This window comes from Sphingomonas sp., assembly GCF_036731925.1.
Classification (GTDB): domain Bacteria; phylum Pseudomonadota; class Alphaproteobacteria; order Sphingomonadales; family Sphingomonadaceae; genus Sphingomonas.
The window spans coordinates 605,982-620,566 of the sequence record NZ_DAINDJ010000002.1 but is presented as its reverse complement, the minus strand read 5'-3'; the positions used below and the strand labels follow the sequence as shown (position 1 = coordinate 620,566).

10 protein-coding genes are annotated in these 14,585 nt (G+C 66.2%); all 10 read right to left on the bottom strand.

Annotated elements, in window-relative coordinates; translation table 11 throughout:
* Positions 1-128: 128 nt before the first annotated feature.
* The 10 genes from V7E00_RS12380 to V7E00_RS12335 all read right to left on the bottom strand — a co-directional run bounded on the left by V7E00_RS12380 (position 129) and on the right by V7E00_RS12335 (position 14,516).
* Positions 129-3,098: a TonB-dependent receptor gene (locus tag V7E00_RS12380; RefSeq protein WP_333572949.1), complete on the bottom strand. Its 2,970-nt coding sequence runs from the start codon at positions 3,096-3,098 to the stop codon at positions 129-131.
* Between the two features lie 124 nt (positions 3,099-3,222).
* Positions 3,223-4,182 carry a FecR family protein gene (locus V7E00_RS12375; RefSeq protein WP_333572948.1) on the bottom strand — a complete coding sequence of 320 codons (960 nt, stop codon included), beginning with the start codon at positions 4,180-4,182 and terminating at the stop codon, positions 3,223-3,225.
* On the bottom strand, positions 4,179-4,661 hold the full coding sequence (locus tag V7E00_RS12370; protein ID WP_333572947.1) for an RNA polymerase sigma factor: 483 nt from the start codon (positions 4,659-4,661) through the stop codon (positions 4,179-4,181). Before V7E00_RS12370 ends, V7E00_RS12375 begins: the two co-directional genes overlap by 4 nt.
* 477 nt (positions 4,662-5,138) lie before the next feature.
* Positions 5,139-6,236 carry a pectinesterase family protein gene (locus V7E00_RS12365; RefSeq protein WP_333572946.1) on the bottom strand — a complete coding sequence of 366 codons (1,098 nt, stop codon included), beginning with the start codon at positions 6,234-6,236 and terminating at the stop codon, positions 5,139-5,141.
* Positions 6,233-7,234: an alpha/beta hydrolase gene (locus V7E00_RS12360; RefSeq protein ID WP_333572945.1), complete on the bottom strand. Its 1,002-nt coding sequence runs from the start codon at positions 7,232-7,234 to the stop codon at positions 6,233-6,235. Before V7E00_RS12360 ends, V7E00_RS12365 begins: the two co-directional genes overlap by 4 nt.
* A complete protein-coding gene (locus V7E00_RS12355; RefSeq protein ID WP_333572944.1) occupies positions 7,204-10,254 on the bottom strand; it encodes a TonB-dependent receptor in 3,051 nt (1,016 codons plus the stop codon). The genes V7E00_RS12360 and V7E00_RS12355 overlap by 31 nt, the downstream gene beginning before the upstream one ends.
* A 91-nt stretch (positions 10,255-10,345) precedes the next feature.
* Positions 10,346-11,269, bottom strand: a complete 924-nt coding sequence (locus V7E00_RS12350; RefSeq protein WP_333572943.1) for a FecR family protein — start codon at positions 11,267-11,269, stop codon at positions 10,346-10,348.
* Positions 11,253-11,792 carry an RNA polymerase sigma factor gene (locus tag V7E00_RS12345; RefSeq protein ID WP_333572942.1) on the bottom strand — a complete coding sequence of 180 codons (540 nt, stop codon included), beginning with the start codon at positions 11,790-11,792 and terminating at the stop codon, positions 11,253-11,255. Before V7E00_RS12345 ends, V7E00_RS12350 begins: the two co-directional genes overlap by 17 nt.
* A gap of 397 nt (positions 11,793-12,189) precedes the next feature.
* On the bottom strand, positions 12,190-13,332 hold the full coding sequence (locus tag V7E00_RS12340) for a cellulase family glycosylhydrolase (RefSeq protein WP_333573857.1): 1,143 nt from the start codon (positions 13,330-13,332) through the stop codon (positions 12,190-12,192).
* Positions 13,333-13,358: 26 nt separating this feature from the next.
* Positions 13,359-14,516 (bottom strand): aldose epimerase family protein, encoded by a 1,158-nt coding sequence (locus tag V7E00_RS12335; protein ID WP_333572941.1) that lies wholly within the window; start codon positions 14,514-14,516, stop codon positions 13,359-13,361.
* Positions 14,517-14,585 lie beyond the last annotated feature (69 nt).

Below are 14,585 nucleotides of genomic sequence, written 5' to 3'. Positions count from 1 at the left end.
GCTCGTGCCCTTCCCCGAACAGAGCCGCAGGTGCGGAAGAGTTATGACGCGAACATTACGTAACGAAATTTTTGCCAGGCTGCATGTGCGGCGCACCCCGACTGCGGGTCGGGGTGCGCGCTCGCGCATCAGAACTCCGCGCTGAAGCCCAGCGTGAAGGTGCGGCCGCTGGTGGTGTAGACCACGCGGCGCGCGATCGTGCCGCCGGCGAACTGCTGGATTGGCTGGTTTGTCAGGTTGATGCCTTCGGCGATGAGACGGATGCCAGGCCGCAGGTTTATGTGCGCCTGGAAGTCGATGTTGTGGGTGCCCTCTATCCAGTCACCCACGTTCCCGATGGTGCCGAGACCGGTATAGTATTTGCTGCGATAGGCATCGGAGACGCGGATGCCCCAGCGCTGGTCCTCGTAGTAGAGCGTCGCATTGGCCGCCCACTTCGAGAGGTTGAACAGCGGTAGCGTAACGAAGCTGTTGCCGACTTTGCCCTGCTGCTTGCCATCGAACCAGGTGCCGTTGGCGGTGATGCCGAGATGGTCGAACGGCGCCGGCAGGAAGGTGAAGTCGTGCTGCACGGCGACTTCGACGCCCTTGATGTCCGCGCCCGGGCCGTTGATCGGCTGGCTCACGTCATAGGGCGTGCTGGCATCCTGGCCCTGGATCAGGAGCGACAGCGGCAGGCCGGTCTGGCCATAGGGGATCGTCGTCGTGCTCGGCGAGATATAGGTGTCCATGTTCTTGTAGAAGAAGCCGACCGAGGCGAAGCCCTTGCTGTCCATGTACCATTCGAGCGAGGTCTCGACCGAGGTCGCCTTGAAAGGCTTGAGGAACGGGTTGCCGAGGCTGAGGCTGCCGCCGTTCGGGCGGGTGGTGATCGAACCCGCCGCGGCGAGGTCGCTGAGGCCGGGGCGGTTGATGTTGCGATCGGCGCTGAGGCGGAACACCAGCGTCTTGGTCAGGTCGAGGGCGAGGTTGGCGGCGGGTAGCCAGCCATGGTTGTTGTCCTTGATCACCACCGGCACGAAGGCGGTGCCCACGGCGAGATGGCCGGACGAGGTGAGATCGGTCGAGTAGTAGCGCACGCCGGCATTGGCGCGCAGCCGCATGCCGGCCACCGTCGTCTCGAGGTCAAGCTGGGCAAAGCCGTCCCAGGTCTTCTCGTCGACCTCGTAATCGCTGCCCGCCTGGAGATTGGCGGGGCTGAGATCGCGCTTGTCGCCGATCGCGGCATAGACGCCGTCGACATTGCCGACGATGTACTGGAGCAGCGTCTTCGGCTCGACCAGCTGCTTCACATTGTTCGACACCGCGATGTTCGACGGCACGTTGTGGAACACCTTGTTGACCCAGGTGTAGCCGCTGTTGCTGAAGTGCTTGTAGGCGCCGCCGGCCTTGAAGCGGAGCCCGTCGCCAAAGTCGTACTCGGCGCTGAGTTTCCCGTTGGTGTAGCGGTTGACGATCTTGTTTTCCTGCACGTCCAGCCGCTGGACGGTCCAAAGGTTCGGATCGGTAATGGCGATGCCGTAGCTGTTGACCGGGATCTGCGGCCGCGTGTCGTAGCTGAACGCGGTCTGCTTAGCCTCCATGAAGACCTTGTCGAACACCGGCTGGCTGAAATCCGATTCCTCATAGCCGCCGAGCGCGCGCAGCGTCAGCCGGTCGCCCAGTTTCCAGCTGAGATTGGCGACGCCCTGGTAGAAGTCCGTGTGGTTCTCGACGATGTGGTGCTCGGAGCGCAGATCGATGCCGGTATAGCTCGCCGCGCGCAGCGTGTTGGTGTCGTCGATGACGGCGCTGTGGATCACCTGGGTGCCGGACACTGACGACCCCGTCAGCGGGTTGCTGCCCGCGGTCGCCAGCGCATAATCGTCGCGATGGTCCCACAGACGGCCGTAGAGGAAGTCGACGTCGAGCTTGAAGGCGTCGCCGGGATGGTACTGCACCGAGGAGGTGATGCCGAGGCGCTGGCGATCGGTGTACCAGGTCGAGGGCGACTGGGCGGTCGGCTGGTACACGCCGGCGAGCAGCTTGGCGCGGGTGGCGTCGTCGATCTCGGCGCCGATGTTCTTCGCGCCATATTTGGTCGGGCCCCAGCCCCAACTGCGATAGCCATACTCGTTGCTCTTGATCTTGCTGTAGGCGGCCGAAACCAGCGCGCCTAAATCACCCGAGCGGACCGAGGCGAGCGCCACCGCGCGCGGCGTCACGCCGCTGGTGTTGGTGTTGGTCTGGCCCTTGGCGGAGACCACGAACTTGTTGCCCGCATAATCGAACGGCTTGGCAGTAGTGAGCTGCACCGTACCGGCAAGGCCGCCTTCGTCCTGCTCCGCCGCATAGGATTTCTGCACCGAGACGCGGTTGAACAGTTCCGAGGCGAACAGGCTGTAGTCGAACGAGCGCGAGCGGGCGACCGAGCCGCGATTGTCCATCCCGGAGGCGGTGTTGCCCAGCACTTCCATGCCGTTCAGCTGGGTGCGGGTGAAATCGGCGCCGAGGCCGCGCAGCGCGATCTGGCGGCCTTCGCCGGTGTCGCGGGTGATGGTGATGCCAGGGACGCGCTGGAGCGCCTCGGCGAGGTTCAGGTCGGGAAAGGCGGCGATATCGGTCGCGACAATGTCGTCCTCCGCGCCCACTGCGCGGCGCTTCAGGTCCTGCGCGGCGGTGAGGCTTTCACGATAGCCGGAGACGACGATCTCGACAGCGTCCGAATCCTGCGCGTCGGTCCGCGCGGTCTGCACCGCTGCGGCAGCGGCAGGGGCAGGCGCTTCGCTACGGGCGACGCGGCGGGCGGCCGGGGCGGCGGCGCGCGACGGCGTGAGCACCACGATGCCGCCATGCACCGCAGCGCTGAGGTTCGAGCCGCGCAGCAGCTGGTCGAGCGCGGCGCGGACGGTGAGGGCGCCGCGTACCCCGGCCGTGCGGCGGCCGGCGACCGCGCTCGGCGCCACGACGACCTGCAGGCCGGTTGCCTGCGAGAATTGCGAGATGGCCGTGCGCAGATCGCTCGGCGCGATGTCGAACCGGCGCTGCGCCGCCAACGTCGCGTCGGCGGCATGCGCCTGCGCGACCGCGGGCGCTGCCAGCAGGATGGCGAGTGCCATGCGTGAAATCCCCTGGATGCGAGTCATTGTTGGTCTTCCCTCCGCTCCGGCGCGGTTGCGCCGCTAGCGAGGAAGACGGGAGCAGATCAGCTTCCGGACAAAAGAATTTTGTTGCAGTTCAATGTCATGGGCGTGGCGACCTGGCGTCATTCCCGGCGGTGGGTTCGAGCCGCAATTGCGTGCCGACGCGCGCGGTGCGGAAGCCATAGGCGAGCCCCATCGCGTCGAGCAGCGCGTGCGGCGAGTCGAGGCGGAAGCGACCCGATACGGCCAGGCCGCGCAGGCTCTGCGGCGGCGGCGCGATCAGCGGCCCGCCGCGGCGGTTGAGCGCGTCGATCAGGTCGCCCAGCGGCATCGCGTCGATGTCGAGCCAGCCGTCGCGCCAGTCCTTCTGCGCGGCATCGAAGCGGGTCGGCGGCTGGGCGCGGCCGTCGGCGAATCGGGTCCGCCAGCCGGCGGGCACGATCACCGCCGCACCCTTGGCCGCCGCGTCGCCGAAGCGCACCTTGCCGCGATAGACCGCGAGGCGGACGCCGCCGGCGGCGATGTCGAGGTTGAAGGCGGTGCCGAGCACCTGCGTCGCAGCACCGCCTGCGCGCACGACGAAGGGGCGATCGGGCAGATGGGCGACGTCGAAATAGGCTTCGCCGTGCCGCATCGTGACGCTGCGGCGACCAGGCTCCAGCGTAACGTCGAGGCTGGTTGCGCCGTTCAGATGGACCAAGGAGCCGTCGGCCAGCGTCACGTCCAGCATCTGGCCGCGTGCGGTCTCGTAATGGGCGGGGACGGGGGCGGCCGCGCGGTACCAGCCGGCCTGCCAGCCGCCGATCCCGAGGATGGCGACGATGCCTACTATGCCGCCGGTGCCGATCGCGGCACGGCGGCGGGTGCGCATCGCGCGGATATCGGCATCCGACAGGCGCGGCAGCTGCGCCATCGCATCGGACAAAGCGCGGTCGTCCAGCATCGCCTGCACTTCGCCGGCGGCGGCGGGCGGGGCCTCGTGCAGCACGGCATCGTCCTCGCGCATCGCCCAGCGGGCGGCGTCGTGCAGCGCGGTACGGCGGGCGGGGTTGAGGCTCATCGTGCCGCACCACCCGGCAAGCCGCGGCGCTCGAGCGCGGCGCGCAAGTCGGCGACGGCACGGACGCAATGCTTCTCGATCGCGGCGGGGGTCATGCCGAGATCGGCGGCGATGATCGCCACGGCAACCCCGTCGAGGCGGCGGCGCAGGAAGATCTCGCGACGCAGCGGCGGCATCACCTTGAGCGCGCGGACGAGGATGTCGACCCGCTGGCGATAGTCGAGCAGGTGGTCGGCGCGCGGCTGGGCGCAGGGAATGTCCTCGACGAGCTCGGCCGGGCGGGGCGCTGCACGGAGCCGGCGGAAATGATCGAACACCAGGTTGCGCGCCACGGCGAAGCAGAAGGCGCCGACATCGGCGACGCTGCGCGAGCGGCGATAATCGTACAGGCGGATATAGGTTTCCTGAACGATGTCCTCTCCGTCCGGCGAGTCCAGAAGACGGGACCGGACGAAGCGGTGCAAGGCGGCACGCAGCATCGCCTCTTCCGCACATGCCCTACGTCGCGGGGTGATCGCGCTGAGCTCTGTCATCGTTGCACAAACCCGCTGGAGCGTTCCGGCCACGATCCCTTGGCCAAGGCGATCTGTCCGCCCCTTGCCTCGGAACCTTTGCTGGTCGCAGTGCTAAACCCGCTCGATGAAGCGCGCATGACAACCGGATCGCGCAAGCGACGGGCCAAGTTGATTTTCAAATTGGCGACACGTCGCGATACGCATCGGCGGGCACCCGCAGGATCCCCACGCAGCTGCCACGAGCGTAACCGCATCGGCCGCGTATCCGGACATCTCGGGCATCAAAGGCGTACCGGAACGTGCAACGAAGATGCGCCCGATAATCTGCCAAGTTCCTCCATGCCGCTATCATTTGAGATCGTTACCCACAGCGTGCGCTCGGTGTAGGGCAAACGGGCAATCCGCTGGAGTCGGTTGAGCGGGGTGAACCGTCGGCGTGCTTCAGCCCGCGACGATCCACCCCTCGAACAGCCGCGCCCGGACCGCGCCGATCGTCAGTGTGCTGCTCTGTCCGCGACCGCCCTGAACCGCCGCGCCGGGGCCTTTGGATTCCGCTTCAGAGAAGCGAGAGTCCTCGGCCCGGAAGATCGCGGTCTTGGTGCCGTCGCGGGCGGTGCCGGCCATGCTCGTCCAGCGGCTCGGATGGATATGTCGATCCATCCAGCAATGCAGGAAGGCGGCATGCCCGACAGCATTGGGATCGGCGTAGCGACCATCGGCAAAGCGCGTAGTCGGATGCCAGGGGCGGCCGAGCGCGACCGAACCATCTTCCACTCCGCGTTCCCGAGTCAGGCGGGACCGGGAAATCACGATGCCGATCGGCTGGGACAGCGGCGTCGAAGGCGCGGTGATGAAGGAGGCGAAGTCGCCCTTCGGCGTTGGAAGGGCGCGGCGGCGGGAGCGGATCTCGCTGTCCTCGATCAGCAACATCCCATTGCCGAAGATAAAGTCGACATTGCCGGCGATGACGCCCCGGCGGAACCACGCCCGCCGCCCGCGGGTGAACAGCGTATCCTGATAGCCGAGCAGCGACACGCCATCGAACTGCACCCGGTCGCTGTCGGTATCGAGCAGCAGCGCTACCCCTTGCGAATTGCCGATCTTTTTCGGATCGCCTTCGGGCAGCGCGTCGTTGGCGAGATAATCGAAGTCGTTCTCCACGGTCACGTTGCGCACCACCACGTCGCTGGCATGGATGGTAAGCGTCGCCGATCCGGGTGTGCCCCAATTCGCGGGGTCATAGCGGCCGGCGGTCTGCGCCACCGCATCGAACACGATGCGCGTGCGGTCGGCGCCGGCACCGGCGATCCGCACCTTGTCGCGCCGTACCACCGGCTTTTCGCGGTAGGTGCCCGGCGCGATGGTGATGGTCACCCACTCGCCCGACCTGTCGCGGGCGGCAGCGTCCAGCGCCGCCTGCACGCTGCCAAAACACCCCGCGCGTCCCCCGCAATCGGCTGCCACCCGGTAGGAACTGGGCGCCGCGACGGCGGCGCCGGTCAGCACGGATCCGAGGAACGCGGCCAGGTACAGCTTCATCGTAATCCTCTCTTGGGCGCGGACGGGCGCAGGAAGGCGTCGATCTCCGCCACGACACGGGTCAGATAGGGTTGGTACAGCCAGAAGGTGTGCGGCGCATCGTCAAAGGCGAAGAAGCGATGCCGGACGCCGGTCCTTGCAAGCGCCGCCAGCACGGTGTCCTTGCCGGCGGTGAAGCGTGGCTGGCCGCTGCCGAGAATCAGCGTTGGCGGCAGGGCCGGCCCAAGGTGCCGGGCGGCGCTCGCCGTCCGCCAGCGATCCGGCACGCGCGCGAAGCTGCCGCCCACCCAGCGGGCGAAGGGGGAGTTCTCGCCGGCCGCATCCTCGAACTGGAGTGCGAGCTGGCTCGTCATGTCGAGCACGCCGTCGCAGTCGATCAGCGCGCTAACCTGGGTGTCGGCACCGGCGGGGGCATAGAGGCCGGAACCTGCGGTATACGCAAGCAGCGCCGCCATCTGCCCGCCAGAGGAGTCGCCACCGAGTGCGATTCGATCGGGCGCCACGCCGAGCTCCTCCGCATGCACCTTCGCCCAGCGAAGGGCGTCGTTCACGTCACGAAGGCCGGCGGGGTACGGTGCCTCGGGTGCGAGCCGGAACTCGGGTAACAGCACCGCATAGCCACGCTGGGCGAGCAGGTTCGCCATCGCATAGCCGTGCGACTTGTTGCCCGAGCGCCAGGCGCCGCCGTGCACCCACAGGATCGCCTGCCCGTTGGCCTTGCCGCGCGGGGGCAGGAACACGTCGAGGTGCAGTTCGCGGTCGCCGACCTTCTGGTAGCGCCGGTCGAACCAGATCCGCTGCCCCTGCTGCACCGCAAGGTTGGGCAGCCGGATCTGGGGGTATCTGGCGCGATCGGACTCGAACCGCGCCGAAACGGTGAAGCTGTCGTCGATCGGGGTCGCCTGCTGGGCCGGAGCGACGCCCGCCCCGGCCAACAGCAGTGCCGCCGCGACCAGCCGCATCGCCATCAAAAGCGCAACCGCGCGCCGACGAACCACTGCGCGCCGGTATGGGTGTATTCGCGCGTCAGATCCTGGGTGCCGTCGCCGGTGCCATAGATCCGCTCCACCTCGTCAGTGATGTTGATCCCTTCGACGCTCAGCGTCAGCCGCGAGCTGACATTGTAGAAGGCCGAGAAGTCGACGTGTGTCGGGCCATATTTCCGCTCCTGAACGTTGCCGCTGCTGCCCGGCTGCACCAGCAGATAGTCGTCGCGCTTGTTGGCGGAGACACGCGCGCCGAACTTGGGCGTGTCATAATAGACGGTCAGATTGTACGAGTTCTTCGAAAGGCCGGTGGAGTCGCGCGCAGAGACATAGGTGTAGTTCGACGCCATGCCGAAGTGCGACAGGAAGCCGGGCAGGAAGGTGAAGGGCTGGTTGTAGGTGAACTCGACACCCTTCACGCTGTTGCCGTTGTCCGCGTTGACGGGGATGGTGAAGGTATAGGGCACTTTCGCCGGATCGGCATTGTACGAGGGGTCATATTGCGGATCGGCATAGATGGCCGGCCAGAAGGCGGGATCGACCATCCGCTGTACCACCTGCGTGCGCAGCGAGGTGACGATATCCTTGTTGAACAGATTGACCGCGACGAGCCCGCCCTGGCCGAAATAATATTCGAGCCCCGCATCGAGATCGTTCGACTGATAGGGTTTCAGGTCCGGGTTGCCGAGATTGCCCACGGTGCGGGTGGTGTAGCCGAACACCGGCCCGGCGATGTTGAGCGAGCCCAGCCCCGGCCGCGTCATCGAGCGCGAATAGGACAGGCGCGCGATCAGCTTGCTGGTGATGTCCAGCGCCAGGTTCACAGAGGGCAGGTAGTTCTCGTAGCTGCGATGCACGGCGATCGGGGTGCCGGCCAGCACCGCTTCCGAGGTGAGGTTGGTCTTCACATAGCGCAGGCCGGTGTTTGCGCGCAGCCGCATCGCGCCGATGTCGAACTCGCCGTTCAGCTCGAAAAAGCCGCCCAGTGTTTCTTCCTTCACCTGCCAGCCGGCGCCGATATTGGGCTGGTAGCCCGCGGGCACGACGTTACCGGCGGCAATCTTGTCGAAATCGACCACTGCGAACTTGGGCAGGCCGATGCCGCCGAAATCCTTCCCGTAGTTCGAGATCGGGAAGGCCATCATGTAGCTGGACGGGTTGAAGCTCGGGTTGCTACCCGCGCCTTCCGAATAGCGCACCTTGCGATTGTTGTACGCAAAGCCGGTCTTCAGCGAGAAGCGATCGGCAGTGTAGCCGAGGTTCAGCTTGCCGGTATAGTTTTCCTTGAGGACATTGTTGATCCGGTTCGATGCCGTCAGCGCGTTGATGTAATTGCTGGCAAGGTTGGGATCGTAGCTGCCGAAGCTCACCACCGGCACATAGGCGTTCTTGGTGTAATCGTACGAATAGGGATGCGGCACCGAGCGAGCGTAGAAGCGCAGCTCCGTGCGATCGGCATCGTCGCTCGCCTTGCCGATCAGTCCGTCGATCTTGATCTTGTCCGTCACGTCATAGCTGCTGGACAGGACATATTGATTGAAGTTGGACTTGGAGCGCTGGTGGCGGCTCTCGTACCAGGAGGTCACGTCATTGAAGCTGGCAGCGATCAGCTGCTTGCCATCGGGTCCCACGGTGAAAGACACCGGTGTCTGGCCGACGAAGTTCCCCGGGGTGCCGTGGGTGAGCAGCCATTCCATCGAATTGTAGCTGAGGCGATCGTTGTCGAGCTGCGAGTGCAGGGCGTCGAAGGTGATCAGCCACGCATCGACCGGCTTGAACTGAAGCGAGCCGGTGATGCCGAAGCGCTTCTGGTTGTTGCCGAAGAAATCGGCGCGCGGCAACCGCGGTGCCCACAGGCAGTCGAGCGGATCGGTCGCGCCGCAGCCGCCCTTGGGCGTGCCAGTGACCTTGGGATTGGTCTTCGCCCAGGAGTCGCCGGTGAGATAGGGCGTCGTCCACAGCACGCTCGATGCGCCTTCCTGGTGGACGGTGCGCTCAGAATAGGCGGCGGAGACGAGCACGCCGATGCGATCGTCGGCAAAGGTATCGCTTATTACCGCGGCGACGCGCGGATCGAACTTCTGGGTGAGCGAATTATAGCCGCCTTGCGCCGATCCGAAGAAATGGAAGCCTTTCGAATCCAGCGGCTTGGCCGAATATAGATCGACCGTGCCGGCGATGCCGCCCTCTTCCATCGAGGCGGTCTGCGTCTTCTGGATGTCGATCCGGTTGAACAGCTCCGAAGCGAAGACGTGGAAGTCGAACGCGCGCCCCGCGTTGATCGTGAAACCGCCGGAATCGAGCCCGTCGCTGCTCGACGGCACTTCCATCCCGTTCAGCGTCGTGCGGGTGAAATCGGGGGCGAAGCCGCGCAGCGTGATGTTGCGCCCTTCGCCGCCCTCGCGCGAGATCGCGACCCCGGGCAGGCGCTGGATCGATTCCGCCAGGTTGAGATCGGGCAGCTTGGCGATGTCTTCCGCCATGATGCTCTCGATCGTGTTGACCGCGCGGCGCTTGTTTTGCTGCGCATCCTGCAGCGAGCGACGATAGCCGATGACGACGATGTCCTGCTCGGCGGCCCGTTCCGCCGCGGGCGCATCCTGCCCGGCGGGATCGGCCGCCGGCTGGGCGACGATGTCCACCGCCGTCGCAGACGCGGCGTGCATGCCCTGGGGCGCGCTGGCGGCGATCGTCTGGGCATAGAGGTTGCGCGCGACCTGCGCAGGCTTGTCGCGCCGCTTGAGCACGATCGCGCCGCCTACCTTCATCGGCGTGAGATCGGTGCCCGCGAGCAACTGGCGCAGCGCCGCGTCGACTTCCATTGATCCCTGCACCCGGTTGACGCTCAAGCCGCTGGTCAGCGCCTCGGGTGCGAGGATCTGGATGCCGGCCTGATGCGCGAACTGCGGCACGCCGGTGCGCGCGGGCTGGGCCGCGACGTCGAAGCGGCGAACCTGCGCATTCGCGGCCGGTGCGATGACGAGGCTGGCGAAGGAAACTGCTCCCAGCAGCCCATTACGGAAATGGTGCATCCGATCCTCTCCCTGTTCTGGTCGGCGCCCTTTTTCGGTGCGCTCTTGTGCGGAAGAGTGGGCCGGCTCCCCTTTCCGTCAGCTAGCCTGATTATTTTTTGCGCGACAACCGGATTTCGTCGGCCGTTGCCGTGACTTGCACGTTCAGCGTGGCCTCCAGCGTCTGCGCGAAGTCGAGCGGGCTGTTGATCTTGAACAGCCCGACCAGTCTTTCCCGGCCGAGCGCATCGTCGGTGAGGACCAGCTGCTGATGGTTGTAGCGGTTGAACGTATCGATCGCGCTGCGCAGCGTGTCGCCCTCCAGCGACACTTCCCCCTCCCGCCAAGCCAATGCCCGCTCGATCGCAGCGGGCGCGCTGCCGATCTGGGGATTGGGATTGCCCGTCTCGAAACGGGCATAGTCGCCCGCGTGGAGCAGGCTCATCGCACCGCTCGCATCGGTGGCCCATACCGCGACCACGCCCTCCGTAACCGCGATCTGCACGCCCGTCTCGGTCCGGTGCACCGAAAAGGCCGTACCGACCGCGCGGACATGCGCGATGCCCGCGTCGACGACGAACGGTCGCCGGCGATCCTTCGCAACCTGAAACCATGCCTGGCCGCGATCCAGCGCGATCTGGCGACTGTCCTTCGACAGCAACACCCGCACCGCGCTGTCCGTGTCGAGCGCGGCGATCGACCCGTCCGAAAGCGGCAAGCGGCGAATCTCGCCCTTGGCCGTGGCCAGCCGCTCCCCCCATAGCCGCGGCAGCCCGAAAACGGCGGCGACGCTCGCAGCGATCGCACCGCCCGTCGCGCCCAGCATCCAGCGACGGCTGCGGCGGGGCGCGGGGCGCGCCGCGAGATTAGGGGCAAGGCCGGCCTCGATCACGGTGAGCGCTGCCTGCGCGCGCAGCAACGCCCCGACATTGCGACGATCCTCCGCCAGCCAGGCATCGAGCGCACGCTGTTCCGCAGCGTCGAGCGGATGGCGCAACGCCCAACGCGCCGCTTGGTCGTCAACGCGATCGGGCATGGGCGCGGCCTCCCTTCGCAGCAGCCGGCAGATCGGCGATGTCGGGTTCGGTCAGCAGGTGCAGGACCTTGCGCAGACTGCGGCTGGCGTCATTTTCAACGACTGTCTCGCTCACATCAAGCAGCTCAGCGATGTCCTTCTGCGACATGCCGTCTACGCGGCGCAGCAGGAAAATCCGGCGCGCGCGTTCGGTGAGGGCCTCCAGCGCGCTCTGCACGCGGCGCAGCTCGCCTCGCGCCGAGGCGATCCGCTCGGGCGACAGCTCGTCGCAGCCCTGCGCCGCATCGAGATCTGCGATCGTCTCCAAGTGTACGACCCGTGCCGACTTCAGCTGCTGCTGCAACATGTTGCGCGCCATGCTGAACAAATAGGCGCGGCCATTCTCGATGTGCGCAACGTTGCGTAGCTGGGCCAGCCGGCAATAGCATTCCTGCACGATGTCATCCACGTCAGACGGCGTGGCGACGCGTTTGCGCAGCCACGCACGGAGCTCCCGCTCGTGCGGCAGGATCTCGCGTCCCACCCAGCCAGCTAGTTCCTCGCGTGCCGTTGCCTTTCTCCTCGCCCGAGAAGAGTGGATGTACCGCGATTTCCGTCAGAGGCAGGCAAAAGAAATTCGCCGGACAGTCTCGCGGGGAACAGGGTGTCCGTCTGGCGCTGAGTAGCCCACAGGTCCTCCGACGCCGTTCGTCGTGATTTCGAGTATGGGATCCGACACGCGTGTTGCCGTGCGTGTTCATGTAGTGGTGGGTCTTGCCGTAACGCACGATCCACGCATCGGGGGCGCCCGGCGCGGTCTGCGCTGCAATCGGGAGCGCGATCGCAGCTCGGGCAAGGCGGTAGAGCAATCGAAGCAGGCTTATCCTGCTCTCCTCCAGGGGAGCGGCCGCACCGTCATGCGAGCGGTGCGGCCTCGTCGGTCAGCGCGCGGCCGGCACCACGCCCCTGGGCGCGTCGGACAAGCGCCGGATCAGGTCGACCTCGGCCTGGCGATACGGCTTGCCGTCGCCGTGGAAGACCTCGTGGAACCAGATGGTCGGCTCCTCATAGGTATAGGGCTTCTTCCAGCTGTCCCAGGGCAGCCGGGTCTGCGACTTGCCGTCAACGAAACCCCAGTTGAACATGGCGATGTTCAGCCGCTTGCCGATCGGCAGCGTCCCGTCGAAGGTCGATCCGTTGCCGCGCGCCATATATTCGGTGCACAGCACCGGGCGGCCATAGCTGAGCATCTGGTTGGCGCGGCGCTCGAACGTCTCGGGCCAGCTGTAATCGTGGAAGCTCAGCACGTCGGACTGGGCGATCTGGATCTTCTCGACCGCGTCGAGCGTGCTCTGATCGTCCCAATGGTCGCCGATCCACACGCCCGAGGTGAGCGGCTGGATCGGATCGGCCGAACGTGCCGCGGCGAACACGCGCGGCAGTAGCAGGGCGACATATTTGTTCTTGTCCGGCGTCGGCGCGTAATTGCCGCCGCCGGGATTGTTGGGCTCGTTCCACACGTCCCAGCCGAGCACCCGCTCGTCCCTGGCGAAGGTGGTGACGATGTCCTTCACATAGGCTTCGAGCTTGCCGTACTGCGACGCATCCTTCAGCCGCGCGGCACCTGGCGACTGGGCGGAGCCCGAGTTGTGGACGCCCGGGATGGGCGGGTGCTGCGGGCCGGCATGGGGATCGGGATCCCAGCAGCTGTCGAAGAAGATCCACAAGGTCTTGATGTGATGACGCGCGGCGATCGTCATGAATTCGTCCATGCGGCGTTTGAGCCCTGCCGGGTCAGTTTCCCAGAGCAGGTTGTGCAGATTCACCCGCATCACGTTCATGCCGATCTTCTCGGCCCAGCCAAGTTCGAGATCGATCCGCTTGGGATCCCAGGTCTCGGCCTGGAACATCTCGAGCTGGTTGACCGCGGTGGCGGGGGTGAAGTTGGCGCCGACCATCCAAGGCTGCTGGGCGTACCAGGCATTGGCCTGAGCCTTGGTCCATTGGTCGCGCGCCTCGGCCGAGGGCATGGTGGCGGCAATCGCCAGCGCGGCGCCGGCGAGAAGAAAACTACGGCGGATCATCATATGGTCTGCTCCCCTAAGGTCGTTCAGCGCTTCTTCGGCGCTGCGGCCTGGCCCGTGGTCAGGCGATAGGTCATCACGTTGCGATAGGTCTGGCCTGGATCGAGCCGGGCGTTCGGAAAGCCCTTCTGATTGGGCGAGTCCGGGAAGATCTGCGGCTCCATCACGATCGCGTCGCCCTCGCGGTAGATCCGCCTGGACTTGCCATGCGTGGTGCCGTCGAGGAAATTGCCCGAATAGAATTGCAGCCCTGGCTGGTTCGACCAGAGCTCGAAGCCGCGGCCCGAGGCGGGATCATAGACCCTCGCCATCAGATGCTGGTCGCGCGTCACCTCGCGACCGATCACCCAGTTGTGATCATAGCCGCGGCCGAAGACGATCTGCTGGTCGCGCGCGTCGCGGACCCGGTCGCCCACCGCCTGCGGCGTGCGGAAGTCGAACACCGTGCCGGCGACGCTCTTGAACGCGCCCGTCGGGATCGCCCCGGCGTCCGTCGCCAGATAGGTCTGCGCCGGGATGGTGACGCGGTGGCCCATCGCGCCATTGGAAGATCCCTCGCCGGACAGGTTCCAGTAGCTGTGGTTGGTGATGTTGGCGATCGTCGGCGCGTCGGTGGTTGCGGTGTAGGTGATCGTCAGGTTGTTCTGCTCGTCCAGAGCGTAAGTGGCGTCGACCGTCATCGTGCCGGGGTAGCCCTGGTCGCCGTCGCGACTGACATAGCGCAGCGTCACCGAAGCGGTGGGGCCGTCCTGTACCGACACGACCTGCCACATCACCTTGTCGAACCCGACCGTGCCACCGTGCAGCGCATTCTTGCCGTCGTTGACCGGCGTCTGAAAGCTGCGGCCGTCGAGGCGGAAGCGGCCCTCGGCGAGGCGGTTGGCGAAGCGACCCACGGTTGCGCCGAAATACTGCCCCTTGGCGAGATAGTCGGCCATGTTGTCATAGCCCAGGATCACGTCCGCCTTGCGACCGGCGCGATCGGGCATCACCAGCGACTGGAGCATCGCGCCATAGGCGACCACCGTCGCCGAGACGCCGCGTGCATTGGTGAGGGTAACGGACGCGACTGCCGTGCCGTCCGCCAGCTTGCCGAACGTGCCGCGCTTGGCCGTCGCAGCCTCGGCATGGTTCGAAAGCGCGACCAGCGCGGCGATGCCGCAGATCGCCGTTGCCACCTTCATCGTCCATCTCCTCCCAAGCAGTCTTTTGTGCCTCTCGCGGCGTGCCGGGCACGTCATGAAAGATATGAT

Excerpts from the sequence above, each read along its gene's own strand:
- V7E00_RS12380 (WP_333572949.1), bottom strand. The coding sequence starts at position 3,098 with ATGGCACTCGCCATCCTGCTGGCAGCGCCCGCGGTCGCGCAGGCGCAT.
- V7E00_RS12375 (WP_333572948.1), bottom strand. The coding sequence starts at position 4,182 with ATGAGCCTCAACCCCGCCCGCCGTACCGCGCTGCACGACGCCGCCCGC.
- V7E00_RS12370 (WP_333572947.1), bottom strand. The coding sequence starts at position 4,661 with ATGCTGCGTGCCGCCTTGCACCGCTTCGTCCGGTCCCGTCTTCTGGAC.
- V7E00_RS12365 (WP_333572946.1), bottom strand. The coding sequence starts at position 6,236 with ATGAAGCTGTACCTGGCCGCGTTCCTCGGATCCGTGCTGACCGGCGCC.
- V7E00_RS12355 (WP_333572944.1), bottom strand. The coding sequence starts at position 10,254 with ATGCACCATTTCCGTAATGGGCTGCTGGGAGCAGTTTCCTTCGCCAGC.
- V7E00_RS12350 (WP_333572943.1), bottom strand. The coding sequence starts at position 11,269 with ATGCCCGATCGCGTTGACGACCAAGCGGCGCGTTGGGCGTTGCGCCAT.
- V7E00_RS12340 (WP_333573857.1), bottom strand. The coding sequence starts at position 13,332 with ATGATCCGCCGTAGTTTTCTTCTCGCCGGCGCCGCGCTGGCGATTGCC.
- V7E00_RS12335 (WP_333572941.1), bottom strand. The coding sequence starts at position 14,516 with ATGAAGGTGGCAACGGCGATCTGCGGCATCGCCGCGCTGGTCGCGCTT.